Source organism: Niveibacterium sp. 24ML (assembly GCF_026586805.1).
In the GTDB taxonomy this organism is placed as follows: Bacteria; Pseudomonadota; Gammaproteobacteria; order Burkholderiales; family Rhodocyclaceae; genus Niveibacterium.
In genome coordinates, this window is sequence record NZ_JAPFHA010000005.1 from 54045 (window position 1) to 79455 (window position 25411).

The window sequence follows — 25411 nt, forward strand, 5'->3', positions numbered from 1 at the left end:
CGGCGGCAGGTTCGCCTGGCGGCAGCCTGAGATGGAAAGGATCCGCTGCTTCATGGCCATTCTCCGGTGCTTGGCTTGGCTTGGCTCGGCGACTCGTCATCGAGTGCATGGCTGCATTCTGCAAACCAGTGCCTTAAGCCTTTGTCAGCCGGGCTTAAGCGGAAATGAAGGCGTGTATCACGGGGTGCAGAACAAAGCTGAAAGGCATATGCGCGCGCCGCCTATATTGACGTCCCCCGTTTGATGGAGTGCGTCATGAAATCGTGTCGTCGTTCTCTGACCATTGCAGTGTTGGTGAGTTGCCTTGTGACTGCCTGCGGTGGCGGTGATGCAAACAAGCCGGAACCTCAGAGCGGTGCGCTGGACATGTCACCGGTTGCGGTGGCGACGAGCCCAAGTGCGCTGCCAGACGGGTGGTATCGCGATGCCGTGTTCGTCGAGATTTACGTGCGCGGCTATCAGGACAGCGATGGCGATGGCCAGGGCGATATCGATGGCCTGATCTCGCGCCTGGACTACCTCGCCGAATTGGGCGTGAAGGGCATCTGGCTGATGCCGGTGTTTGCGTCCGGTGATCACGACCATGGCTACGGCGTCGCCGACTACCGCAAGATCGAGACGGAATTCGGCGGTGAAGCGGCACTCAAGCGCCTGATCGATGCCGCTCATGCGCGCGGCATCGGTGTGCTGCTCGACTACGTGATGAACCACAGTTCAGCGAGTAACCCGCTGTTCCACGATTCGACCTATGGCCTTGAGAACAAGCGCGACTGGTACATGTGGCGCCGCGAAGATCCGGGCTGGGCGTGGTGGGTGCCCAGTCCTTGGCGCCGGCTCAACAACGCGTACTACTACGGCCCCTTCGATGTCGCGATGCCTGATTTCAATCTGACGAACGAGGCGGTGGTCAGCTATCACGTCGCGTCGATGCGCAAGTGGTTGAACCTTGGCATCGACGGCTTCCGCATGGATGCGGTGCAGAACTTCATCGAGAACGATTACCTGACCGAGAATCAGCCGGAGACCTTCGCGCTACTCAAGCGTCTTCACGACGAAATCGACAAGTACCCGAACCGTTTCATGGTTTGCGAAGACGTGCCAGCGCCGGAGTATGCGGCGCAGAACGGTTGCGGCTCGGCCTTCTTCTTCGGTTTGCATTCGGCGCTGGTGGCTAGCGCGCGCAACGGCGTCGTCGACAGCAAACTCGCCAGCTATCTGGCCAGCCCGGCGCTGCCGCAGATGTCCACGATCCTGACGAATCACGACACCTTTGCCGGCGACCGCTTGTTCAACCAGTTCAGTGGCGACGAGGCGAATTACAAACTCGCGATCGCATCACTCCTGACCCTGCCAGGCACCCCCTTCATCTACTACGGCGATGAGATCGGCATCAGCCTTGCCACCAAGGAGTCCGGCAGCGCCTTTAACCACGATCATCAGTTGCGTCCGCCGATGAGTTGGACTGCCGATGCGAAGACCGCCGGCTTCACCACCGGCAGCCCCTTCCGCAGCCTTGCCGACAATTCGGCCACCTACAACGTCGCGTCGCAGCAAACCGCCAGCGGCTCGATCTACGCGACCTACAAACAGCTGATCGCCTTGCGCAATGAGGAAACCGCACTGCGCCGTGGCGACATCTCGCCAGTCGTGAGCGGCAATGCATCGGTGCTCGCCTTCACGCGGACGTCCGGCGGCGAGAAGCTGCTTGTCGTTATCAACTACGGTGATGCTGCTGCTGAACTCAGCCTGACTATGCCGGGCAGTCGTGCGACGTGGAACAACCGTTATCCGGGCAACGCCTCAGCACTGATTTCGGATGCGACAGGCGTAGTGTCGTTCAAGCTCCCCGCCAAGAGCGCGCAGGTCTACAAGCTCGCGCCCTGAGCGCCGGAAAGGGGTGCCAGCCAGCGTGGCCCCCTGTTTACCTCAGCGCCAGGCGTCGAACATCGAGCCGACCTCAATGCTCGACACTTCGGCGCGCGCCGAGAACCAGGCTTCCACCGCCACCCGGTTGGCTTCGGTCGGCGAGCCGCGGTCGCGTGAGGCGACGCTGCCGAAGATCGCGCCGTCCTGCTCCAGCTGAGCCATGCCGCCAACGATCGGGCCGTGGCCATCGACGAAGCGGCCGAACTCGGTCGAAAACCCGGCGAACTCGCTGGCCGACAGCGGCGCATGCGTCGCCAGCCGGAACGCGAAAACGAACTCCTGGAATTCGCCGACACGGCGCTTCTTGCGCTGGCGGCGGTTCATGCCACAGATACGGGTGCAGGTCTTGGCGTGGGGCATGGCGGATTCCTCTGCGCAAAAGCGTGATTGCCGCCCCAATCCATCGGCGCAGCGGGCAGTCAGTGTGAAAGCAGTATGCGCCCTGGCTGGGGCGCGCGAATCGATGTTGCGCCAAAGCGGAGGGCGGGGCGGAGGGGCAAGCATTCAGGCAAGCAGCAAACCGGCAAGGCGCGATCACGTCTGCCTTGGGCATTATTGCTGAGATGCGCGTGCTCGCTACGTAGATTCTTCATGACGCCGGCCCGGAGCCGCAAAGCTTAATGTGCCCGCAATGCATTATGCATTCGCAGAGGAGTAGACTTGACCCTGCGACCGAGTCCATCGGCATGCCATAAGCGCATGCGCTGGGCCTCGGCTGCGTCTTTCAAAAAAGCTTGGATTTCTTCATGAAAATTAAAAAAACTACTTTGACTGCGCTGGTGGCTGCGCTGGCCACACCCGTAACCCTCGCCGCTTCGCCGACCTCGGTCTGGCAGTATCTTGGCAGCACAATCGCGCTCTACGGTGTTGGCCCGATCAGCGAACAAGGCGAAACCTGCATCAATGAAAAACTTCAACCGCTGATCCGCCACATGCAGACCGAGCGCCTGCAGCAGGCTGGCGAGGAGCTCAACATCAACCATCCGACCGTGATGTCCCTGATGGTGGGCGTCAGCGTGAAAATCGTCGCCTTCGTAGGCGGACGCACCGAGTACTGGTTGCCGGTCAAGCCGAACGCCAAGTCCGTCATCGTGCGCCGCAACGGCATGAAGCACGACGGCGTGGCCAGCCCCGACCGCAGCCCGATCCCAGACCTGAGCAGTTGCGCGGCGATGACGGGCAAGTGAGCATCGGCGCCGCGTGAATCGATTCGATCAGCGGCGCGTTTGCCTTACACCTCGCCGATCTCTTCCAGCTCGGTGTGGATCTCCAGCCAGCGCAGTTCGCCGTCGTCGATCAGCGTGGCGAGTTCGCCCTGGCGCTTGAGCAGCGTCTGGATTTGCGCGTTGTCGGTGCTGCCGTTGTAGAGCGCGGGGTCGGCGAGTCGGGCGTCGAGCAGTTTCTTTTCGCCGTTCCAGCCTTCCATCTTGCGTTCGAGTTGTTCGAGTTCCTTCACCAGCGGGCGGCGGCGGGCGATCTTGGCTTGCCGCTCCGCCTTCTCGTCGGCACGGGCCTGCAGGCGTTCGGCCTTGTCCTGCGCGGCGACCTGGCAGACGTTGGCGGCGGCGGTGCGGGCGCGGCGCGCTTCGAGCCACGCGAGGTAGTCGTCGAGATCGCCGTCGAACGCTTCGACCTTGCCGTCCGCCACCAGCAGGAAGGCGTCGCACACGGTGCGCAGCAGCGCGCGGTCGTGTGATACCAGAACCATGCTGCCTTCATACTCGGCCAGCGCCTTGGTCAGCGCGTGGCGCATCTCCAGATCAAGGTGGTTGGTCGGCTCGTCGAGCAGCATCAGGTTGGGCTGGCCGCGCACCAGCAGCGCCAGCGCGAGCCGCGCCTTTTCGCCACCGGAGAACGGCCCGATCGGCGTGTCCGCCATCGTGCCGCGGAAATCGAAACCGCCGAGGTAGTTGCGCAGATCCTGTTCGCGCGTCTGCGGTTCGCGGCGAATGAAGTGCGCGAGGGGGGATTCGTCTTCGCGCAGTTGTTCGAGCTGGTGCTGGGCGAAGTAGCCGACCGCCAGCCCGCGCGCCTCGGTACGAACCCCGCCGAGCGGGGTCGTGTCGCCAGCGAGTAGCCGGATCAGCGTGGATTTGCCGGCGCCGTTGGGCCCCAGCAGACCGATCCGCATGCCGGGCCGCAGCGTCAGCTTCACATGCTCCAGCACCCGTTTGTCGCTGTAGCCGGCGGCGATGTCGTCGAGCACCAGCATCGGGTCTGGCGCGCGCTCAGGCGCCGGGATCGTGAAGTCGAAGGGCGTATCGACGTGCGCGGCGGCAATGCGCTCCATGCGGTCGAGCGCCTTGATCCGGCTTTGCGCCTGGCGCGCCTTGGTGGCCTTGGCGCGGAAGCGGTTGATGTAGCTTTCCAGGTGCGCGACTTCGCGCTGCTGGCGCTCGAACATCGATTGCTGTTGCGCCAGTTGTGCCGCTTTCTGGCCTTCGAAATCCGAATAGTTGCCGGTGTAGAGCGTGAGTCGCTGATCGGTAAGGTAGAGCACATGATCCACCGTGCCGTCGAGGAAATCGCGGTCGTGCGAGATCAGCACCAGGGTGCCGCGGTAGCTGGCCAGCCACTTTTCGAGCCACACCACTGCATCGAGGTCGAGGTGGTTGGTTGGTTCGTCGAGCAACAGCAGATCGGAGCGGCACATCAGCGCCTGCGCCAGATTCAGCCGCATGCGCCAGCCGCCCGAAAAGCTCGCGACCGGTCGCTCGATCTCGTTCGGCAGGAAGCCGAGGCCATCAAGCAGTGCGGCGGCGCGGGCGCGCGCGCCGTAGGCGTCGATTTCGAGCAGCCGCGCATGGATTTCGCCGATGCGGTGGCCGTCGTGCTTCTCCTCGGCTACCTTCAGCTCGGCCTCAAGCCGGCGCAATTCGGCGTCGCCATCCAGCGCGTACTCGATCGCCGGCTGATCGAGCGCCGGCGTTTCTTGCGCAACGTGCGCGATCGTCCAGGTGGCCGGCATCTCAAGGTCGCCGGACTCGGCGTGCAGCAGACCGCGCAAGGCCGCGAACAGCGTCGACTTGCCACTGCCGTTGGCGCCGACCAGGCCGATTCGCCAGCCGGGGTGGATCTGCAGGCTGGCGCCGTCGATCAGGCGCTTCGCGCCGCGCGCGATGACTAGGTTGCGAAAGAGGATCATTCGAGTGCCCGGCAACAGCAAAAACCAACGATTGTAACGGCGCGTTGCACTGCAAAATCGGCTATCTTTCAGCCTCTGCGTTTTCCGTCGGTCCCATGCCGCGCCTAGCTCCACCGATCCTGTTTGCCTTGCTCGCCATCGCGATGCCGGCGCTTGCCGAGCTCGACCCGCTGGCGCGCGACAAGTCCGACCTGCAACAAGCCGAAGCGCTGCGGGCAAAGGCCGCGGAAGAGTTCGCCACGATTGAACGCGACCGCGTTGCGGGGCAGGCCGTGTGCGCGAAGAAGTTCCTCGTCAATCGCTGCCTGGACCAGCTCAACGATGAACTGGTCTTGCGCCGCAAGGCGGTGCGCGAGAAGGAAACCGCCGCCGGCAACCTGGAGCGTGCAGTGAAGGCGCGCGAAGTGGCTGCCCGCGAGGCCGAACGCGAAGCGGCGCGCCCCGCACGGGCCGAGAAGCGTGCTGAGGAATCCGAGGCATACCGCGCCGACGACAAGAAGCGCCGCGAGGAAATCGCCCGCAAGCAGGCCGAGCACAACAAGCGCATCGCCGAAGGCCCGGCGCGCGCCGAGATGGCCTTGGCGGATCGTGCCGCGCGTGACGCGGCCCTTGCGCAGAAACGCACAAAAGAAGCAGAGGCGGCCGCCGCGCGCGCCAAGCAGGCGCAGGAAGATCGACAGCGCTACGAACTCAAGCGCCAGAAGTACGAGGCCAAACAGGCGTCGAAGCCGGCAGCCAAGCCCAGCGATCTGCCCCCGCTCGAAGAGCAGGGCGGGCCGCTCCCCCAGAACGCAGCGCCTCCGCCGCCGCTTGCGCCGGCCCAGACGCCCCCGGCTGACGGCGGGATGCCGCCGCCGCCCCCCCCGCCGCCGGCCTTGTAAGCGGGCGTTGCTACCTTTCACAGGCGCTACACGCCTCATCAAGACATGAAACGACCTTTCACCATTGCAGCAATTCTCGCCTTGGCCGCAAGCAGCACCAGCCAGGCTCAGACCGTCAGCTTTACCGCGCAGTACGAGGTCAGTGCCTCAGTTGATGCGCGGCGCGCGAAAGACCACCCCGATGCCGCCCGCTATGCAGAAAAGCTGATCGGCATGTTTGGAGGTGCGATCCCGGTTGGCACCATGACCGACACCGTGAGCCTCGCGCCCACCAGCTACCGCGTCAATTCCACCGTGAAGGCGGCGTCGATGATTGCAGCCTTGCTCCCCGGCGACACCGCAGTGCGGACCAGCGAGGGAAGCGCCGGCGGCGGCTACCTGACGTCGCGCCGCTTCACCGAGAAGCGCGGAAACGGCGAGCCTCGGCTGGTCACGCTGGATTACACCAGCAAGGTTGCCGCGTACTACAAGGGTGGCAAGATCACCAAGCGCGAGGCGATCAAGTACCGCACCGCAGACGTGGCCGCTTTGCCCTACCTGTTCTACAAGCAGCCGCTGCCCAAGGCTGAAACAACGATTGCGGCAACCGATGGCATCTCCACCCGCCTGATGAGTTTTGTTCCCGGCAAGGACACCGCGAAAGTCGCGGGCGTGATGGTTCCGGCGGTGAAACTGACGCGCAAGCGCTACGCCAAGGATGACCCGATGGTCGAGATCTGGTTGCGCGAGAGCGATGGCTTCCCGCTGCGTGTGCGGCTTGATCTGAACGCCAAGTACGGTGTGATCTTCGACCAGCGCCTGTCAGCAATTCCCGCACTGCCCAAGTGAATCTGCTCAGGCGCCGCCCACCCGCACTTCGGCTTCGAGGCCGCCTTGCGGGTGGTTTCGCAGGCGCAGTTGGCCAGCCTGGGCGCTGACCAGGTTGGCCGCGATGGCCAGCCCCAGGCCGGTGCCGCCGGTTTCGCGCGAGCGTGAATTTTCCAGGCGGAAGTAGGGCTTGAGCACGTTCTCGAGTTGATCTGGCGGAATGCCGGGGCCGTGGTCGCGCACCCTCACCACCACGTCCGCTTGCTCACGACTGACCTGAACGGTTGCGCTGCCGCCGTACTTGACTGCGTTGTCGATCAGGTTGAGGAAGACGCGCCGCAAGGCGTTGGCGCGTGCGGGCACGATGATGCCGGTCCAGCCCTTGAAGTCCACTTGCTGGCCGGTCTCGCGCGCGTCGTCGCACAGGGTTTCGAGCAGGGCCGATAGATCGATCCGTTGTGCCTGCTCCTGGGCATCGAGGCTGCGTGCGAAGTCCAGGCCCTCGTCGATCAGGGTCTGCATCGCGGCGAGGTCTTCCCCCAGCTTGCCGCGCAGGGCTTCATCGTCGACCAGCTCAAGGCGCAGGCGCATGCGGGTGAGCGGGGTCTTCAGGTCATGCGCAATCGCGGCCAGCATCTGGGTGCGTTCATCGATCTGACGGCGGATCTGCGCCTGCATGGCATTGAACGCGTGCGCGGCATGCTGCACTTCGGTCGGCCCGTGTTCGTCGAGCGGTGCGCGCTGCAGATCGCGGCCCAGCCCGGTGGCGTGTTCGGCGAGCGCGCGCAGGGGCCGGGTGGCGATCCGCACCGACAGCCAGGCCAGCAGCACCAGCATGCCGATGCCGATCACCCAGGGTACCCACTCGGCGTCGCCCAGTTTGATCCAGCGGGTGGTGTATTCCACCCGCACCGGCTGGCCGTCGGCCAGCTTGAGCTCTGCGGCGAAGCGCTTGGCGAGGTTTTCACAGTCCGGGTTGGCCTCGGGCGTGCACGGATGTGGCGGCAGGGCTTCGAGCCTGACCTTGCCGGGCGCGCGCCGGATGCCGCGAGCGAGCTTGTCGCTGAGTGCCGCATCGATCTCGCTACCGGCGCCCACGGATTCAGGGAAGCTCACGGCCAGCCGCTCGAAGCTGATCGCCGCCGCTGCGCTGGGGCGCGCCTCGGGCGGCAGGGTGTCGAGCACCCGTACCACGTCGCTGATGCGTTCAACCGCCGAACTGCGGCCGAGCTGTTCCAGTTCGCTGGTGTAGAGCTGCTCCATCACCCAGCGTGACAGGAAGGTGGCCGCGACAATGCCGCCCACCATCAGGAAGAAGATGCGTACCGCGAGCGAGCGCGGCACCAGGCGTGGCTTGAGCTTCATGCCGCGGGCTCGCTATCGACCGGCACCGCGAACACATAGCCTTCGCTGCGCACGGTCTTGATCAGGCGCGGGCTGCGGGCGTCCTCGCCGAGACGGGTGCGCAGGCGGCTGACCTGCAGGTCGATCGAGCGATCGAAGGGGTCGGCGTCGCGGCCCTTGGTCAGATCCATCAGTTGATCGCGGTTGAGCACGCGGCCCGGGTGGGTGAGAAAGGCGTTGAGCAGGCGGAACTCGGCGCCGGAGAGGGGCACCAGCACGCCGTCCGGCGTGCGCAACTCGCGCGTTTCAACCGTCAGCACCCAGCCTTCGAAGCGGAAGTTGCGCGCCGGCGGGCTGCTCAGGTTGGCGGGCAGCGATTGCGCACGGCGCAGCACGCTGCGGATGCGGGCGAGCAGTTCGCGCGGCTCGAAGGGTTTGGGCAGGTAGTCGTCGGCACCCATTTCAAGGCCGAGGATGCGGTCCACCGGTTCGCCGCGCGCGGTCAGCATGATCACCGGGGTGCGGTCACCGGCGCCCCGCAGTGAGCGGCACAGCGAGAGGCCGTCTTCGCCGGGCATCATCAGATCGAGTACCACCAGATCGATTCGCGATGCGGCCATGACTTCGCGCATCTGGCGACCTTCGCCTGCCAGGCTGACGCGGCATTCGTTGCGGCCAAGATAGGCGGCGAGCAGGGCGCGGATCTCGCGGTCGTCGTCGACGATGAGGATGTGCGGCAGAGTGTCCATGCTGCATTTATACCGCCATCGACCCCCCGTTTGGGCGAACCCGGTATCGCTTGGTGTCGCGCGCATGAGGCGATACAGAAAGATACACGGCGCCGGGTGAGCGAAATCTGCCTGCCATGCGCGGGCCCTCTAATGCCGCCGTGTGCTGCCTTGCCCGACGCTGGCGCCAAGCTGCAGCGCATCCGACGCCTGCCGGTTCCGGGCGCTCAGAGAGACGAGGAAGACATGCCACAGACCATTCTGCAGAAAGCCGCCCTGCTGACGGCCGCAACGCTCTGCTTCGGCGCCGCGCAGGCGCACGAGGCCAAGCAGGCCCCGCCGCAGAAACCCGCGTTCAGCGCCAGTATCCCGAGCGGAAAGATTGTCGTGATCGGGCACCGCAAGGCCTTGCAGGCGAAAGCCAAAGCGCCGAGCGCCACGCCCCCGGCGCCGCTTGCCGCCGCCAGGCCGGCCGCAGCGTCCGCCACGCCGTGTCGCGGCTAGCCGCGGCGCCTGCCGGCTTGTAGGGTCTTGCGCCGCGGCGGCCTCACAAAGGCTGGCCGCGGCATTCTTTTCATCGTTCGACCGCGGCGGTGTAAGCGTCGCGCAGGTCGCGCTCGCGGCCGATGCTCATGTCAAGATCGCGCACCAGGCCGTCCTGCAGCCCGTAGCACCAGCCGTGCACGCTGATCTGCTGGCCGCGTTGCCAGGCGTCCTTCATCACCGTGGTTTGCGCGATGTTCACCACCTGCTCGACCACGTTCAGCTCGCACAGGCGATCGACTTTCAGCTTTTCGTCTTCAATCGTCTCAAGCTGGGCGCGGTGTTTGTCGCGCACATCCTGAACATGCCGCAGCCAGTTATCCACCAGGCCCAGGCGCAGGTCGGCCAGTGACGCCTTGACGCCGCCGCAACCATAGTGACCCACTACCAGAATGTGCTTCACCCGCAGCACATCCACCGCATACTGGAGCACCGAGAGGCAGTTCAGGTCGGTATGGACGACCAGATTGGCGACGTTGCGGTGGACGAACACTTCGCCCGGTGCCAGATTCACGATCTGGTTTGCGGGCACCCGACTGTCGGAACAGCCAATCCAGAGGTACTCGGGGTTCTGCTGGGCAACCAGGCGGGAGAAATACTCGGCGTCGGTGGCGATCATGCCGCGCGCCCATTCCTGATTGCGTTCGAGTAGTTGATCGAGTCGTTTCATCATTGATACGCCAGTGCGGGGGGAGCGCGGATTTTACCTGCTGCCGGGCGGCTTGCCTGTACCGCTACAATCGCAACACTGCTTGGGGGACACCATGGGAATCATCACCTTCAAATCACGCGCGGCAGGCGACGTCATCATGTTTGGCAAGGTCGCGCAGGCAATGCTCGAACTGATCGGCAAGGATCCGCTCGATGCGCGGGGCATCGTCACCGTGGCGCAGCTTCCTGCCGCGATTGCCGCCTTGCGCCAGGCCGCGGCCGCCGACAAGGCGCGTGCGCCGCTGGATGATGAGGAGGCCGACCCCGCCGACGCCCCGCGCGGCATGGGCGGCCCGGTTGCGCTGTGGCAGCGCGCTGCGCCCTTGATCGAGTTGATGGAGTACTCGCTCAAGGAGGAACAGCCGGTCATCTGGGAGTGAAGCACGCTTTTCTGGGCCTGCTACTGGCCCTGGGTGTCTGCAGCGCGCGTGCGGGTGAGGCGCAGGCGCTGCTTACGGTTGTCGGTGACCATGCGCCACCCTTCCGTATCTTCGGCGCCAGTGAGCCTGGCGGGATCTACTTCGACCTGGCGCGTGCGCTCGCAAGGCGGGCGGGCTACCGTGTGCGCTTTGTTGAAGTGCCTTCTGCGCGGGCCTTGGCGATGATGCGGGCGGGCGAGGCCGACTTGATGATCGGCTTGCTGCAAACACCTGATCGTGAAGCCTTCCTGCATTACCTCTCGCCCAGTCTGCCGCCGGTCGACAAGCGCATCCTGCTGCGCAGTGGCGTGCCGCTGTCGGTCGAGCAGTACGCTGATCTTCAGCGTCTGACGATCGGCGTCGAACGCGGGAAGTCCTACTCGCCCCAGTTCGATCACGACGCGCTTCTGAACAAGGATGTGTCGGACACCTATGCGATCGCGCTGAAGAAGCTGCAGGCCGGGCGCGTTGATGCCGTGGTGATCCCCGAAGCCGAGGCCGACTGGCTGATGCGCGAGATGGGCCAGCGCTTCCCCAAGGCCAGCTACCGGATCAGTGGTTTGCCCACCTTTGTCGTGTTCGCCCGTGCCTCGCCCAACGCCCACCTGTTGCCGCGCCTGGAACAAGCGCTGCGCGAGCTGGCGGCGAACGACGAGTTCTCCGCCATCGCCCGCTCGTATCGTTGAGCCTCAGCCGGCCAGCACTTCGTTGACCAGGGCTGCGCCCGCTTCGAAAGCGCTCACGTTCTGCAAGGTCGTCGTGGCGATCGCGACCAGCGCCTCGCGCGTCAGGAAGCCCTGGTGCGAGGTGATCAGCACGTTCGGGAAGGTCATCAACCGCGCCAGCGTGTCGTCTTGCAGCGGCTGGTCAGAGAGGTCGTGGAAGAACACGCCTTCCTCCTGCTCGTACACATCCAGCCCGACGCCGCCAACCTGCCCGGACTTGAGCCCGTCGATCAGCGCCTGGGTGTCGATCAGCCCGCCGCGGCTGGTGTTGGCAATCACCACGCCACGCTTCATCTTCGCGATCGATTCCGCATTGATCAGGTGATGGCTCTGCTCGCTCAGCGGCAGGTGCAACGAGAGGATGTCCGCTTCGGCCAGCACGCGATCAAGCGAGGCATACTCGAAGCCCACCTCGGCCGCCGCCGCCGGGTTTTCGTAGGGGTCGTAGGCCAGCAGCTTGCAGCCGAAGCCCTTGGCGATGCGCAACGCGGCCTGCCCGATACGGCCGGCGCCCAGCGCGCCGTAAGTGCGGCCATGCAGGTTGAAGCCCTCCAGCCCGTCGAGCGAGAAGTTCTGGTCGCGCACCCGGTTGTAGGCGCGGTGCGTCTTGCGGATCAGCGTCAGCAGCAGCGCAAAGTTGTGCTCGGCCACCGCCTCGGGCGAGTACGCCGGCACCCGCACCACCTTGATCCCCAGCCGCGCCGCGGCCGCGATGTCGATGCCGTTGAAACCGGCCGCGCGCAGCGCCACCAGCTTCACGCCAAAGCCGGCCAGCTTGGTGAGCACCTTGTCGGTCAGGCGGCAGTTGATGAAGGGGCAGACCGCGTCAAACCCATGCGCCAGATCCGCCGTCTTGCTGTGCAGGCGCTCTTCGAAGAACTCCAGCTCATGCGCGCCAGCGGCATTGGCTTCGTTCAGCGCGCGTTCATCGTAGGGATGGGTGTCAAATACGGCGATTCGCATGGTGGCTCCGGGTGTGGGTTCAATCAGGGGCGGGCGTCGCGGTCGATCACGACGAAGTGTTTGCGCACGGCTTCGATCACCTCAAAGCTGCCTTCAAAACCGGCGGGGATGAGGCCGGCGTCGCCGGGGCCGTATTCGCGGGTGTGGCCGGCGGTGTCGGCAATGCGCAGGCGGCCTTCGAGCACATGGAAGTATTCCTCCTTGCCGGCGGCGAAGGCGATTCGCCAGGCGCCCGGTTCGCAGGCCCAGATGCCGGCGCTGGTGAGGCCGTCGGCGCTCTCGTGCAGCGTCCAGGTCAGGCGCGCCGGGTTGCCGTGGATCAGGCGATCCGGGCGCGGGCGGTCCGGGCTGGGCGCCGGGAGAGAGTCGGAAAAGTGGATCAGGGCTGACATGGCGGATTGCCTGGAAAGGTTTGGTGACAAGACTGGCATCGAACTCGGCGGGCGGCAAGCCGATGGCTGCGCTAGCATCGCGCCAGCCTGACTTCATTCAATTCAATGCGCCCGCACGACGAAGACCCTTTCGACCCCGCCCCCGAAGCCCCCGAACCGCCCCACGACGGTGAGTGTTGCGAAAGCAACTGTGGCGAGCAGTGTGTCTGGACGCGCTACAACGCCGCAAGGGCTGAGTTCGAGCGGCAATTTGCCGCCTGGCGGGCGCGCCATCCGGCAGATGGTCGCTTTCCCTGATCAGCCGGCCTGCGTGGCGCGTAGCGGGCTGCATTCGATCAGGCCGGTGAAGCGGTCGAACAGCCAGGGGTCGAGCTTGCGGCCCCGCTCGGCTTCAAGCGTTTCCATCGTGTGTTCGTGGGGGCGGGCGTCGCGGTACACCCGCCGAGTGGCGATCGCGTCGTAGCTGTCGGCCAGGGCGATGATCCGCGCGATGATCGGGATCGATTCGCCGGCCAGGCCGTCCGGGTAGCCGGCGCCATCGAACTGCTCGTGGTGATGGCGGATTGCCAGGCCCACCTGGTCCGCCTGATCCAGGCCTAGCGTGGCCAGTATCCGTTGGCCGCGCTCAGGATGGGTCCGCATCACCGCCCAGCCCTCGGCATCGAGTGGGCCCGGGTTGTGCAGCACCTCATCCGGCACGCCCAGCTTGCCGATATCGTGCAGGCAGGCGGCCATTCGCAGCACCTTCAGTTCGCGCTGTGTCAGCCCGCAGGCAAGGCCAAGCGCGTCGGCCAGGCCGACAACCCGTTCGCAATGCGCGCGGGTGCCTTCGTCGCGCTCGCCCAACGCGGTGGCCAGCGTGCGCGCAACGCGCAGGGATATCGGATCGTGGGGGCGTCGATTCGCAGACATCGTCGGGGGGTTCGAGTCGTTGTAGTGGGGAGATTACACCCCGCGCGGCCCGCCATCACCGCCGGGCTTGATTTCCGTGGTACCGGCGCCATGCCAACGTGCTGTAATCGCAACTCGGAGTGGTGGTGCTCGGTGCGATTGCGCGAAGGAGCCAACATGAAGGTACTGCTTGCGGACATGGTGTTTGCCTTGTCCGACGCTGTGGATCTGGTAGGCGTTGACGACGACCTGCACGGCAAGCGGGTTGCCGTGATGGCGGTTGAATGCGCCGCCGAGATGGGCTACCCGGCCGAACACCGGGCGCGCCTGCTGCACGCCGGCATGCTGCACGACTGCGGCGTGTCCTCGACGCGGGTGCACGAGCACCTGGTCGGTGAATTCGACTGGAGCGGCTCGCAAGCCCACTGCCTGCGCGGCGAGGCCTTGCTCGCCACGGTGCCGCAGCTGGCCGAGCTGGCGCCGATCGTGCGCTGGCACCACACGCATTGGGCCGCGATGCCGGCGGGGCTGGACCCGGCGGTGGCGCGCGACGCCAACCTGATCTTCCTGGTCGACCGCGTCGATGCGCTGACCGCGCCCTTCTACGGCGAGCCGGACTACCTGCTGCGCAAGGAAGCCGGCCGCGCGCGGATTGCCGCAGACGCCGGCGGCCGTTTCTGCCCCGAACTGGTGGATGCCTTCATGGCCGCATCGCGGCGCGAATCCTTCTGGCTCTACCTTGAGCGCCGCTACCTGTGGCGCTACCTCCACCGCGCAGCCGAAAGCGGCCTGCAGGCCGAACTCGACCTGCCCGCCCTGCGCAGCCTTGCGCTGATGTTTGCGCAGATCGTCGATGCCAAGAGCCCCTTCACGCGCGAACATTCGCTGGGGGTTGCACGGTTGGCCCTGCATCTGGCGCGGCGCGCGGGGCTGGATGACGACACCTGCGCGCGGATCGAAGTGGCCGCGCTGCTGCACGACCTGGGCAAGCTGCGGGTGCCCGACGATGTGCTCGAAAAGCCCGCACCACTCGACGACGCGCAGCGTGCGTCGATGATGCGGCACAGCTTCGAGACCTACCAGATCCTGCTGTGGATACGCGGGCTCGACGAAATCGCGCTGTGGGCCGCCAGCCACCACGAAAAGCTCGACGGCAGCGGCTACCCCTTCCACCTGAGCGGCAGCCAGCTACCACTGCCCGCCCGCATCATCGCGGTGGCCGACATCTGCCAGGCGCTGGTGCAGACGCGGCCCTACCGCGCCTCGATGCCCGACGCAGCGGTGATGGCCGAGTTGCAACGCCTGCAGGCCAGGGGTCTGCTCGATGGGAGCGTGCTTGCGATGCTTGACGCCGAGAGCCTGGACGTCGCACGCGGCGACGCGCTCAGCCCTGGTTGAAGGCTGCCCGCGCGGCAAGGCGCCAGCGCGAATACTGCGCGCGGCCAAGATGCGCGAGCACCGATGCGATCGTCGCGAGCGTGAAGGCGCCCACCGCCCCAAGGTGCGGCAGCAGCAGCGCGAGCGTGGCGCAGAAGGCCACCACCGAAATCATGCCGCGCACCATGCCTTCGAGCAGGCGTGCGGCAAACAGCGCGCCTTCGCGGCGCTGCGAGGCGATTGCCATCACGCTCATCATCACCGGGAAGAGCGCGAGCAGCCCGCTGACCAAGGGGCCCAGGCTTGATGCGGCAAGGGTGATGCCGAGCGTGAGCAGAGCGCCCGCCAGCATCCGCCAGGCCAGCATCGGCTGGCCCGGTTTGCTGGCATTTGCCGCGCCGTGCGGGAACAGGCTTGGCAAGGCGATCACCGCCGCGAGCCCGAGCAGCAGTGCGAGTCCGTCACCGGGTTTGATCAGCAGTACCAGCGCGGCGGCGGCCGCCCAGCTGAGCATCGCAACTGCCTGGGCGAGGGGCCAGTCATGCCGCACGGCGGTGCGCGCGTAGGCGAGCGCAAAGGCCGTTGAGGCGGGTACCGCGGCGAGGGCGCCGATTGCCGCGTCGGCGGCGAAGCCCTTGCCTTGTTCCCAGGCCAGCAGGCCCAGGATCGGGCCGACGATGATCGGCAAGCCGGCAAGAAAACCGGCGAGCCCCGCACCCCAGCGTCGCCCGGCTTCGGTGACAGCGCCGATCAGCAGCGGCACCAGCGTGAGCTTGAGCAGCAGCAAGCCGCTCATGGCTGTAGCATCAGGCCGGCGGGTGCGTCTGGACGAAGCTGGGGCGGGCAAGGATCTTGTCGCCCCACGTGGCCAGCGCCGGGTACTTCTGCTTGACCCCGGCTTTAGGGAAGCGGAAGTCCAGCCAGCCCCACATGCAGCCCACCGCGATATCCGCCAGCGTGATGTTGCCGCCAACGAACCACTCGCGCCCTGCAACGCGGGCTTCGAGCGCGGCAAGCCCTGCTTCCACCTTGCCCCAGTGCCGCGCGCACCAGGCTTCGCTTTGCTGCGCGGCCGGCCGGCGGCCTTCGAGCAGCACCAGCACGCCGGCATCGAGCACACCGTCGGCGAGCGCTTCGATCTGCTTCACCTCCACAGCGCCAAGGCGGTCCGAGGGCAGGAAGTAGGGGCTCGCCGAGAGGGTTTCGAGGTACTCTGCGATGACCGGCGAATCGAACCAGCAGCGGCCGTCGTCGGCGAGCAGCGCGGGCACCTTGCCAAGCGGATTCACCTTGCTCACCGCGCTGTCAGGCTCATGCGGATTGTCGGCAATCATGGCGAAGGGCAGGCCCTTTTCCAGCAGCAGGACGCGGATCTTGCGGGCGTAGGGGCTGGTCAGCGAAGCAATCAGTTGCATGGTGCAGTCTCCAGAAGCGGCGCTATTCGCGCCAGGCGCGCACGATGATGTCGCGCAGGATGTGCAGGCGGGCGTGGAAGAAATGATCCGCGCCCGGTATCACGACGACCGGCACTTCAAGCGGTTGCGCCCAGGCAAGCACGTTTTCCAGCGGTACCGTTTCGTCGCGGTTGCCGTGGATCACGATGGCGTCGGGCGTGACTGCTTCGGTGTCGTAGGTGCGCGCGCCGTCGATGAAGCCCGATGCCGTGCCCACCAGCACCAGCCGCTTCACCGGCCGCCCGGCCTCGGCGAGGCGCTTGGCGACCCGAGTCTGCACAAACGCACCGAAGGAAAAACCGGCCAGCACCAGCGGCCCGTCGCCATAGTTCGCTTGCGCCCAATCGATCAGGGCCAGCACGTCGGTGGACTCGCCGTCGCCATGATCGTGCGTCCCGGCCGTGCCACCCACGCCGCGAAAGTTCGGCCGCAGCGTGCAGTAGCCCAGATCGCGCATCGTGCGTGCCAGCGTGTGGGCCACCTTGTTGGTGTTGGTGCCACCAAACAGCGGATGCGGGTGGGCAACGATCGCCAGCCCGTGCGCGCCTTCGGGCGTATCGCGCAGCACCTCGATCGGCCCGACCGGCCCATCGACGAAGATCTTCTCGGTCGGCAGCGCCTTCCTCATGCCTGGGCCTCCTGCGTGCGCCGGGCCGCAAAGCGCGTGAGCATGCGGGCTGTCATTTCAGCTTGAGCCGTTCGACGACCTTGCCGCCGACGATGTGCGAATCGACGATCTCGTCGATGTCGCTCTTGTCGACGTAGGTGTACCAGGTGCCCTCGGGGTACACCACCAGCACCGGGCCTTCGTCGCAGCGATCAAGACAACCGGCCTTGTTCATCCGCACCTTGCCCGGCCCGCTGAGCTTGAGCGCCTTTATGCGGTCTTTCGCATAGGCCTGCAGTTCAGCCGCGCCGTGGTCGGCACAGCAGGATTCGCCCTCCGGGCGCTGGTTGCAGCAAAAGAAAACATGGTGCTTGAAGTAACTCATTGAAGAGATCTCGAAAGAGAGGCGGCCGGTGACCGCGCGATTCCTGGATGCGTTGCGAAGCTGCAGCGGTCGAACTGCCCGCCGAAGACGATAACGAACCCGGATGCTAATCCATGCGCGTGCAGCGTGCCCGAGCAAGCGCGCGTATCTCACGCAACTCGCGGCTCGCGAGGCCCGCTTTCGCTGCGCAGGGGCACTCGTCTACCCAAGAGGGAGTCGGCGTCGGCTCGTTTTACATCCAGCCATTTGGCATTCTGATTGAATGCGTCAAGCCCTCGATTTCACGAGCTTTATCGCCTATGGCCCACAACCTGCTTGTGTCCTCGCGGCAGCGTTTTGGCCTACCGCTACGTTCCCCCAAAACTTGAAACTGTGGAGTCTTTGATGAACCGCTTCATCCGTAATTCACTTGCCGCGATTGGTTTTGCGGCGCTGGCAATTCCTGCTCAAGCAGGTCTGATCATCGGCGGCGACGCAGTCGATAAGGCTTCGGCCACCTCGATCGTTGACATCGTATTTGCCATCGACACCTCCGGCTCGATGATCGACGACATCGCCGCCATTGGCGCTGCGGCAAACACCGCCGTCAAGAACCTCCAGTGCCCGATGACCGACTGCTACGTCCGTGCGCGTTTCATGGGCATCAGCGGCACATCGGGTTCGTTGTTCAACGAGTCCGTGCGCAACTACGTGCTCGCCAAGGGCGGTTCACCGATCACCAACAACACCGAAGACAACGGCTGGGCCGTTGTTGATCTCGTGAAGTACTTCGATTGGGGCTCCGATGCAGCTGCCGGCCAGAAGAACTACCACGCAATCGTGACCATCGGTGACGAAGGCACAGAGAACGGGGAACCGGTAAACGCCCTTGATTTCGTCGCAGCGAAGGCAGCGAACGAAGCGGCGATCAACGAGAGCGTGCTGCTGTTCTCCTGGGTGACCGATGACCCGTATCCCGGCGTTCCCAACCTGTTCAAGGCCATGGCCGTGGGCGGTAACCCGGGTAATGGCGATACCTACGGCAACACCGGTGGCGCCTACCTTGCTGGTCTGCAGGGTGTCGATGTCCAGACCCGTCTGCAGGAAATCATTTGTGACGCCGCCACGGGCAACGACGTGCCGGAACCGGCATCCCTGGGGCTGGTGCTGCTCGGGCTTGCTGGTCTGAGCCGCATGCGCCGTCGCTAAACGGCATTGGCGCGCAGGCGCCATTCGCCCAAAGTGACAAAACGGCCCCGCTTCGCGGGGCCGTTTGCTTTGGCGCGCAGCGGGCGAGCCAGGGGAAGGCGTACCAGGCGCAGCTGATATCCTTGAACCAACACTTCGCAGACGTTCCGGCATGACATTCCTCAACGCCCGAATTGCGCTCCTTGCCTTGCTGTGGCTGCTCGTGTCACCTGTGAGTGCGACAGAAACCTGGCAAGCGCATACCGCGCTGAATCGCCACTTCAAACAGGCCGGCCTGGTCGGCACCATCGTCGTGTTCGACGATGCCAGCGGCGCCTGGGCCGCATCCGATTCGGCCCGCGCCTACGCCCGCTACCTGCCGGCCTCCACCTTCAAGATCCCCAACACCCTGATCGCGCTCGAAAGCGGCGTCGTGGCCGACGAGCAGGCGGTGTTCAAGTGGGACGGCAAGCGCCGCTTCCTTGACGCCTGGAACCAGGACCAGACGCTGCAGTCCGCCTTCCAGGTTTCGGCGGTGTGGACTTACCAGGAGATCGCCCGCAAGGTCGGCGCGCCGGCGATGCAGCAATACCTGTGGGCCTTCCGCTACGGCAATGCGCGGCCCACGCCCAAGCTCGACAGCTTCTGGCTCGATGGCGATCTGCGGATCTCGGCGGTCGAGCAGATCGAATTCCTGCGCCGTTTCAACGAGGGCGCCTTGCCGCTCTCGCCGCGCACCACCGCAATCGCCCGCCGCATCATGCTGCGCGAAGAGGCCGACGGCCTGCGCCTGTTCTACAAGACCGGCTGGGCCGACGACGCGAAGCCGCCAATCGGCTGGTTCGTCGGCTGGCTCGAACGGCCCGCCGGCAAGGTCTACTTCGCGCTGAACATGGACATGCCCAAGGGTATGGAGCAGGCCCCGCTGCGCGAGAAAATTGCCCGCGCCGTGCTGAACGAACTTGGCTACCTGCCGGCACGCAGCAACTGAGGCTCGCATTCGGGGCTGGTGTTTTGTACAGTGTCGAGTCCGGCGCGCGAACCAAGTGCACCGGACCCGCTCGAACAGCCATCGCCATCCGCGGCGGCAAAGACCAAGAAGGCTCCACCATGACACGCCAGGCCCCCGATTCCGCCAACACCATCCAGATCCGTGGTGCGCGCCAGAACAACCTGAAGAATCTGGACATCGACCTCCCGACCGGCGAGCTGATCGTGGTGACCGGGCCCTCCGGCTCGGGCAAGAGTTCGCTGGTGTTCGACACGCTCTACGCCGAGGGCCAGCGCCGTTACGTCGAGACCTTCTCGCCCTACGCGCGGCAGTTCCTTGACCGCATGGACAAGCCGCAGGTCGATCGCATCGACGGCGTGCCGCCCGCCATCGCCATCGACCAGACCAACCCGGTGCGCACCTCGCGCTCCACGGTCGGCACGATGACCGAGCTGAACGACCACCTGAAACTGCTGTTCGCGCGCTGCGGCCACCTGCATTGCAAGCGCTGCGGCGCGCCGGTGAAGCGCGATAGCGCCGAGACCATCGCGGCGGCGCTCACCGAGCGCACCAAAGACGAGGACCCGCGCCTCGCGCTGGTCGCGCCGGTGGCGATTCCCGCCAACTTCAGCGAGGCCGAGATCCGCGCCGCGCTCGAAGCGCAGGGCTACGCGCGGATGCAGCCGGTGGGCGAGCGCACGATGGCGGTCGTGGTCGACCGCTTCCGTTTTTCCAACGCCGAACCCGCGCGTCTGGCCGAGGCGCTGGAGGCGGCGCTGCGGCTGGCGAACGGCCGTGTCGAGGTGCATGTCGGCGGCGAGGTCGTCGCGGATGCGAGCAAGCCGGTGTGGAAGTTCTCCAGCGACCTGCACTGCGCCGAGTGCGACATCCACTACGCCGACCCCACACCGGCGCATTTCTCCTTCAACAGCGCGGTCGGCGCCTGCGAGGCCTGCCGCGGTTTCGGCCGCGTCATCGGCATCGACCCCGGCCTGATCATCCCCGACGAGTCAAAGAGCCTCGCCGACGGCGCGATCAAGCCCTGGCAGACCGAGAGCTACAAGGAATGCCAGACCGACCTCGCCAAGTTCGCCAAGAAGCATGGCGTGGCGATGGACATCCCCTGGCGCGACCTGCCCGAGGAACACCGCCGCTGGGTCTTCGAGGGCGACGAGGGTTGGGTGAATTGGGACAAGTCCTGGCCCGGCAAGTGGTACGGCGTGCGCCACTTCTTCGACTGGCTGGAGACCAAGGCCTACAAGATGCACATCCGGGTGCTGCTGTCGCGCTACCGCGCCTACACGCCCTGCACCGTGTGCGACGGCGCGCGGCTCAAGACCGAGCCGCTGCTGTGGCGTGTCGGCACCCGCGAAGACGCGGACCGTGCGCTGGCACCTAACCTGCACCGCTTCCGCCCGCACGGGGTGGCGATGCGCGCCGAGGTGTTCGACACGCTGCCCGGCCTCAATGTGCAGGACGTGATGCAGCTGCCGATCGCGCGTGCCAAGCAGTTTTTCGACACCCTCGCGCTTCCCGGCAACCTCGACCAGGCCACCGAGCAGCTGCTGGGCGAAATCCGCAGCCGCCTCGGCTTCCTCTGCGATGTCGGGCTCTCCTACCTCACGCTGGATCGCCAGAGCCGCACGCTCTCCGGCGGCGAGGTGCAGCGCATCAACCTCACCACCGCGCTGGGCACCTCGCTGGTGAATACGCTCTTCGTGCTCGACGAGCCGTCGATCGGCCTGCACCCGCGCGACATGGACCGCATCAACGGCGTCATGCACCGCCTGCGCGACGCCGGCAACTCGCTGATCGTGGTCGAGCATGACCCGGCGGTGATGTTCGCCGCCGACCGCATCCTCGACATCGGCCCCGGCCCCGGCAAGCAGGGCGGCGAGATCGTGTTCTGGGGCACACCGGACGAACTCCGTGCCCGTACCGACACGCTCACTGCCCAGTACCTCGGCGGCCACCGCCGCGTCGATGCGGGCCTCGCGCCGCGCGAAGTGGCCGAGTGGACGCCGCGCCTCACCTTGCGCGGTGCGCGCGCCAACAACCTGCGCGGCGTCGATCTCGCGCTGCCGCTGCACCGCTTCGTCGCGGTCACCGGCGTGTCAGGTTCCGGCAAGTCCACGCTGATCCAGGACGTGCTCTACCCGGCGCTGCAGAAGCACTTCGGCCAGGCCAGCGAGGCGCCCGGCGCCTTCGACGCGATCGACGGGCTGGACGAAATCACCGGCGTGGTGATGGTCGATCAAACGCAGATCGGCAAGACCACGCGCTCCAACCCGGCCAGCTATGTCGGCGCCTTCGACAGCATCCGCAAGCGCTACGCCGCGCTGCCCGAAGCCGCACAGCGCGGCTACACAGCGGGCACTTTCTCCTTCAACGCCGGCGACGGCCGCTGCCCCACCTGCGGCGGCAACGGCTTCGAGCATGTCGAGATGCAGTTCCTCTCCGACGTCTACATCCGCTGCCCGGACTGCGACGGCCGCCGCTTCCGTGCCGAGGTCATGGAGGTGAAGCTCGAAGGCCGCTCGATCGCCGACGTGCTCGACATGACCGTGGCCGAAGCGCTGGACTTCTTCTCGAAAGACGCCGAGCTGGCGCGCGCGCTGCAGCCGTTGGTCGACGTGGGGCTGGATTACCTCACGCTCGGCCAGCCGGTGCCCACGCTCTCCGGCGGCGAGGCGCAGCGCCTCAAGCTCGCCGGTCACCTCGCGCAAACCGCCGAGGCGCTGCACCGCAAGGGCAGCAAGGCGAAGAAGGCGGCACCCAAGGAACATCTACTTTTCCTGTTCGATGAGCCGACCACCGGCCTGCACTTCGACGACGTCGCCAAGCTGCTGCGCGCGCTCTCCAAGCTCGTCGATGCCGGCCACTCGGTGCTGGTCATCGAGCACAACCTCGACGTGATCGCCGCCGCCGACTGGGTGGTGGACCTCGGCCCCGAGGGCGGCGACGGCGGCGGTGCCATCGTGTTCGAAGGCAGCTCGGCGGCGTTGCTCGATGCCGACACCCACACCGGCCGCGCGCTTGCCGACTACCGCGCGCGCATTGCTGCGCCGGCGGGGTTCACCACAAAGGCCCAAAGAGCCACTAAGGGCCACGAAGAAAAGCCGGGTAGTTCCTTTGTGGCCCTTGGCGGCCCTTCGTGCCTTCGTGGTGAAGCATTGCTCGCCGCCGAGCCCCGAGCGCAGTACGTCCCTGCGCGGCGCGACGCGATTGGTGTGGAGCGTGCGCGCGAGCACAACCTGAAGAACGTCTCGGTCGAGATTCCGCACCGCCGCTTTACTGTGGTTACCGGCGTGTCGGGTTCGGGCAAATCCACGCTGGCCTTCGACATCGTCTTCGCCGAAGGCCAGCGCCGCTACCTCGAATCGCTCAACGCCTACGCGCGGCAGTTCGTGCAGCCGGCCTCAAAACCGGACGTCGACGCGATCTACGGCATTCCGCCCACGGTGGCGATCGAGCAGCGAACCAGCCGTGGCGGGCGCAAGAGCACGGTGGGCACGCTCACCGAAATCCACCACTTCCTGCGCCTGATGTTCGTGAAGCTGGGCACCCAGCATTGCCCGGATTGCGACTGCGCGATCGAGCCGCAATCGCCCGACGCCATCGCCGCGCGCCTGCTGCGCGATTACAAGGGCCGCGAGGTCACGCTGGCCGCGCCGCTGGTCATCAACCGCAAGGGCCTCTACACCGACCTCGCGAAGTGGGCCGCCAGCAAGGGCTACGGCCAGCTGCGGGTGGATGGCGACTTGCTGCCTACCAAGCCCTGGCCGCGGCTGGACCGCTTCAAGGAACACATCATCGAACTGCCGGTCGCCACGCTGAAAGTCGGCGCCCGCAACGAGCCCGAGCTGCGCGAAGCGCTCGCCAAAGCGCTGGAGTTCGGCAAGGGCGTGCTGCACCTCATCCACGACGAACAGGTCGTCGTGTTCTCCACCAAGCGCGCGTGCCCGTCTTGCGGCACCAGCTTCCCGGAACTCGACCCGCGCCTGTTCTCGTACAACTCCAAGCACGGCTGGTGCCCTGACTGCATGGGCACCGGCCACACGCTGCCCAAGTGGCTGCGCGACGCCATGCGCGACCCCGAGGGCGACGCCACCGCGGCCGAATTCACCGGCCTGCGCTACGAAGGCGAAGCGGGCGAAGACGAAGAGGTCGAGCCCGAAACCGAATGCGCCGCCTGCGAAGGCGCGCGCCTCAACCCCACCGCGCTCGCGGTGCGCTACCGCGACAACAGCATTGCGGACTATGCGCACCTGTCGGTCGAGGGGCTGGCGGACTGGGTCGGCACGCTCAAACTCGCGGGCCGCGAGGCCGAAATCGGCCGCGACATCGTCAGCGAACTCAAGTCACGCCTCGCCTTCCTGAAAGACGTGGGCCTCGGCTACCTCGCGCTGGACCGCGCCGCGCCCACGCTCTCCGGCGGCGAGGCGCAGCGCATCCGCCTCGCCTCGCAGCTGGGCACCAACCTGCGCGGCGTCTGCTACGTGCTCGACGAACCCTCGATCGGCCTGCACCCGCGCGACAACGCCATGCTGCTCGACACGCTGCACGCGCTCGAAGCCAAGGGCAACACCGTGGTCGTCGTCGAGCACGACGAAGAGACCATCCGCCGCGCCCACCATGTCATCGACATGGGCCCTGGCGCCGGCACCCGCGGCGGCAACATCGTTGCAGAGGGCGACGCGGCGGCGCTGATGGCGGTGCCCGAATCGGTCACCGGCCGCACGCTGCGCGCGCCACTCGCACACCCGCTGCAACCGGCGCGGGTAGTCGATGCCGAGACGCCCATGGTCACCGTCGAAGGCGCAGCGCTGCACAATCTCAAGAACGTCACCGCGCAGATCCCGCTCGGCCGCCTCATCGTCGTCACCGGCGTGTCGGGCTCGGGCAAGTCCACGCTCGCGCGCGACGTGCTGCACAAGAACCTGCGCCGCCTCGTGGCCACGCAGGCCTTCAACAGCCGCACCAAGGGCGCGAAGGTGGTGCTGGAAGGCTGCGAGGCCATCATCGGCTGGCAGCCGGTCGGCCGCGTGCTCGAAGTCGACCAGACCCCCATCGGAAAGACGCCGCGCTCCTGCCCGGCCACCTACATCGGCTTCTGGGACGCTATCCGCAAGCTCTACGCGGACAGCGAAACCGCGCGCCTGCGCGGCTGGGCACCGGGCCGCTTCTCCTTCAACACCGCCGGCGGCCGCTGCGATGCCTGCGACGGCCAGGGCCAGCGCACCGTCGAAATGAGCTTCCTGCCGGATGTGAAAGTGCCCTGCGACGTCTGCAACGGCGCGCGCTTCAACACCGACACCCTCACCGCCACCTGGCGCGGCAAGAGCATTGCCGACGTGCTGGCGATGGAGATCGACGAAGCGGTCGACTTCTTCGCCGCCCACCCGACGATCCAGCACCCGCTCAAACTCCTGCAGGACGTCGGCCTCGGCTACCTCACCCTCGGCCAACCCTCACCCACGCTCTCAGGCGGCGAGGCGCAGCGCATCAAGCTCGTCACCGAACTGGTCAAGGTCAAGACCGACCCCGCCGCGCGCGCCCGCGCCAAAACGCCGCACACCCTCTACGTGCTCGACGAACCCACCGTCGGCCTGCACATGGCCGACGTCGAAAAGCTCATCCACGTCCTCCACCGCCTCGTCGACGCCGGCAACACCGTGCTCGTCATCGAACACGACCTCGACGTCATGGCCGAAGCCGACTGGATCGTGGATCTAGGCCCCGAAGGCGGCGACGGCGGCGGCGAAATCGTCTTCGCCGGGCCGGTGGCGAAATGCGTTAAGGCGAAGACGCATACGGGGAAGGCGTTGAAGGGGTTCCTCGCCTCACGGGTACGAGAAGCGTAGGTTGGGCTGAGCGATGGGAAACCCCGCCGACGTGTTGCATTGCTCGACGACAGCTAAGTAAGGACAATTCGGTCCATCCACTCAATCCGAG

General features: G+C 66.2%; 24 protein-coding genes. 12 read left to right on the forward strand and 12 right to left on the reverse strand.

Features of this window, described 5'->3' with window-relative positions; genetic code table 11:
• The first annotated feature begins 255 nt into the window (after positions 1–255).
• Positions 256–1884 carry an alpha-amylase family glycosyl hydrolase gene (locus tag OPU71_RS05885; protein ID WP_267726112.1) on the forward strand — a complete coding sequence of 543 codons (1629 nt, stop codon included), beginning with the start codon at positions 256–258 and terminating at the stop codon, positions 1882–1884.
• Between the two features lie 42 nt (positions 1885–1926).
• On the opposite strand, the gene OPU71_RS05890 is transcribed toward OPU71_RS05885, so the two are convergent.
• A complete protein-coding gene (locus OPU71_RS05890) occupies positions 1927–2286 on the reverse strand; it encodes a 50S ribosome-binding protein YggL (protein ID WP_267726114.1) in 360 nt (119 codons plus the stop codon).
• A gap of 374 nt (positions 2287–2660) precedes the next feature.
• Between OPU71_RS05890 and OPU71_RS05895 the strand changes: the two genes are divergently transcribed.
• On the forward strand, positions 2661–3113 hold the full coding sequence (locus OPU71_RS05895; RefSeq protein WP_267726115.1) for a hypothetical protein: 453 nt from the start codon (positions 2661–2663) through the stop codon (positions 3111–3113).
• 44 nt (positions 3114–3157) lie between these two features.
• Here OPU71_RS05895 and OPU71_RS05900 read toward each other — a convergent pair whose 3' ends face one another.
• A complete protein-coding gene (locus OPU71_RS05900; RefSeq protein ID WP_267726116.1) occupies positions 3158–5071 on the reverse strand; it encodes an ATP-binding cassette domain-containing protein in 1914 nt (637 codons plus the stop codon).
• A gap of 95 nt (positions 5072–5166) precedes the next feature.
• On the opposite strand from OPU71_RS05900, the gene OPU71_RS05905 reads away from it, so the two are divergent.
• Both OPU71_RS05905 and OPU71_RS05910 read left to right on the forward strand, forming a co-directional pair.
• Entirely contained in the window at positions 5167–5952 is a 786-nt protein-coding gene (locus OPU71_RS05905) for a hypothetical protein (protein WP_267726118.1), read from the forward strand.
• Positions 5953–5997: 45 nt separating this feature from the next.
• Positions 5998–6780, forward strand: a complete 783-nt coding sequence (locus tag OPU71_RS05910) for a DUF3108 domain-containing protein (RefSeq protein WP_267726120.1) — start codon at positions 5998–6000, stop codon at positions 6778–6780.
• A 6-nt stretch (positions 6781–6786) separates the two neighbouring features.
• Here OPU71_RS05910 and OPU71_RS05915 read toward each other — a convergent pair whose 3' ends face one another.
• Together OPU71_RS05915 and OPU71_RS05920 are read right to left on the reverse strand one after the other, a co-directional pair.
• Complete coding sequence (locus OPU71_RS05915) at positions 6787–8124, reverse strand: ATP-binding protein (protein ID WP_267726122.1); 1338 nt, start codon at positions 8122–8124, stop codon at positions 6787–6789.
• On the reverse strand, positions 8121–8852 hold the full coding sequence (locus tag OPU71_RS05920) for a response regulator (RefSeq protein WP_267726124.1): 732 nt from the start codon (positions 8850–8852) through the stop codon (positions 8121–8123). Before OPU71_RS05920 ends, OPU71_RS05915 begins: the two co-directional genes overlap by 4 nt.
• A gap of 225 nt (positions 8853–9077) precedes the next feature.
• On the opposite strand from OPU71_RS05920, the gene OPU71_RS05925 reads away from it, so the two are divergent.
• Positions 9078–9335, forward strand: a complete 258-nt coding sequence (locus OPU71_RS05925; protein WP_267726126.1) for a hypothetical protein — start codon at positions 9078–9080, stop codon at positions 9333–9335.
• A gap of 70 nt (positions 9336–9405) precedes the next feature.
• On the opposite strand, the gene can is transcribed toward OPU71_RS05925, so the two are convergent.
• Positions 9406–10047, reverse strand: coding sequence for a carbonate dehydratase (can, locus tag OPU71_RS05930; RefSeq protein ID WP_267726128.1), 642 nt, complete (start codon positions 10045–10047; stop codon positions 9406–9408).
• A gap of 91 nt (positions 10048–10138) precedes the next feature.
• Here can and OPU71_RS05935 point away from each other — a divergent pair, with 91 nt between their 5' ends.
• Together OPU71_RS05935 and OPU71_RS05940 are read left to right on the forward strand one after the other, a co-directional pair.
• Positions 10139–10465 carry a DUF1840 domain-containing protein gene (locus OPU71_RS05935; RefSeq protein WP_267726130.1) on the forward strand — a complete coding sequence of 109 codons (327 nt, stop codon included), beginning with the start codon at positions 10139–10141 and terminating at the stop codon, positions 10463–10465.
• Positions 10462–11190 carry a substrate-binding periplasmic protein gene (locus tag OPU71_RS05940; RefSeq protein WP_267726132.1) on the forward strand — a complete coding sequence of 243 codons (729 nt, stop codon included), beginning with the start codon at positions 10462–10464 and terminating at the stop codon, positions 11188–11190. Before OPU71_RS05935 ends, OPU71_RS05940 begins: the two co-directional genes overlap by 4 nt.
• 3 nt (positions 11191–11193) lie before the next feature.
• Here OPU71_RS05940 and OPU71_RS05945 read toward each other — a convergent pair whose 3' ends face one another.
• Both OPU71_RS05945 and OPU71_RS05950 read right to left on the reverse strand, forming a co-directional pair.
• Entirely contained in the window at positions 11194–12192 is a 999-nt protein-coding gene (locus tag OPU71_RS05945; protein ID WP_267726134.1) for a 2-hydroxyacid dehydrogenase, read from the reverse strand.
• A gap of 23 nt (positions 12193–12215) precedes the next feature.
• Positions 12216–12584: a cupin domain-containing protein gene (locus tag OPU71_RS05950; RefSeq protein ID WP_267726136.1), complete on the reverse strand. Its 369-nt coding sequence runs from the start codon at positions 12582–12584 to the stop codon at positions 12216–12218.
• 105 nt (positions 12585–12689) lie between these two features.
• On the opposite strand from OPU71_RS05950, the gene OPU71_RS21325 reads away from it, so the two are divergent.
• Positions 12690–12881, forward strand: a complete 192-nt coding sequence (locus OPU71_RS21325; protein WP_420712363.1) for an oxidoreductase-like domain-containing protein — start codon at positions 12690–12692, stop codon at positions 12879–12881.
• Here OPU71_RS21325 and OPU71_RS05955 read toward each other — a convergent pair whose 3' ends face one another.
• Positions 12882–13496, reverse strand: a complete 615-nt coding sequence (locus OPU71_RS05955) for an HD-GYP domain-containing protein (RefSeq protein ID WP_267726138.1) — start codon at positions 13494–13496, stop codon at positions 12882–12884.
• A 156-nt stretch (positions 13497–13652) separates the two neighbouring features.
• Between OPU71_RS05955 and OPU71_RS05960 the strand changes: the two genes are divergently transcribed.
• Entirely contained in the window at positions 13653–14873 is a 1221-nt protein-coding gene (locus OPU71_RS05960; RefSeq protein WP_267726140.1) for an HD-GYP domain-containing protein, read from the forward strand.
• Here OPU71_RS05960 and OPU71_RS05965 read toward each other — a convergent pair.
• The 4 genes from OPU71_RS05965 to OPU71_RS05980 are packed head-to-tail and all read right to left on the reverse strand — an operon-like array spanning position 14860 to position 17298.
• Positions 14860–15648 (reverse strand): hypothetical protein, encoded by a 789-nt coding sequence (locus tag OPU71_RS05965; protein WP_267726143.1) that lies wholly within the window; start codon positions 15646–15648, stop codon positions 14860–14862. The two genes, OPU71_RS05960 and OPU71_RS05965, sit on opposite strands and share 14 nt — an antisense overlap.
• Positions 15649–15658: 10 nt before the next feature.
• Positions 15659–16267 (reverse strand): glutathione S-transferase, encoded by a 609-nt coding sequence (locus OPU71_RS05970; protein WP_267726145.1) that lies wholly within the window; start codon positions 16265–16267, stop codon positions 15659–15661.
• A 22-nt stretch (positions 16268–16289) separates the two neighbouring features.
• Complete coding sequence (locus OPU71_RS05975) at positions 16290–16934, reverse strand: alpha/beta hydrolase (RefSeq protein ID WP_267726147.1); 645 nt, start codon at positions 16932–16934, stop codon at positions 16290–16292.
• Between the two features lie 52 nt (positions 16935–16986).
• Positions 16987–17298 carry a (2Fe-2S) ferredoxin domain-containing protein gene (locus OPU71_RS05980; protein WP_267726150.1) on the reverse strand — a complete coding sequence of 104 codons (312 nt, stop codon included), beginning with the start codon at positions 17296–17298 and terminating at the stop codon, positions 16987–16989.
• A gap of 336 nt (positions 17299–17634) precedes the next feature.
• On the opposite strand from OPU71_RS05980, the gene OPU71_RS05985 reads away from it, so the two are divergent.
• The 3 genes from OPU71_RS05985 (at position 17635) to uvrA (ending at position 25320) form a co-directional block, all read left to right on the forward strand.
• On the forward strand, positions 17635–18486 hold the full coding sequence (locus OPU71_RS05985) for a PEP-CTERM sorting domain-containing protein (protein WP_267726153.1): 852 nt from the start codon (positions 17635–17637) through the stop codon (positions 18484–18486).
• A 151-nt stretch (positions 18487–18637) separates the two neighbouring features.
• Positions 18638–19456: a class D beta-lactamase gene (gene blaOXA / locus OPU71_RS05990; RefSeq protein ID WP_267726155.1), complete on the forward strand. Its 819-nt coding sequence runs from the start codon at positions 18638–18640 to the stop codon at positions 19454–19456.
• A 119-nt stretch (positions 19457–19575) separates the two neighbouring features.
• The gene (gene uvrA, locus OPU71_RS05995; protein WP_267726158.1) at positions 19576–25320 is read left to right on the forward strand and encodes an excinuclease ABC subunit UvrA; all 5745 of its coding nucleotides are present in this window, start codon (positions 19576–19578) and stop codon (positions 25318–25320) included.
• Positions 25321–25411 lie beyond the last annotated feature (91 nt).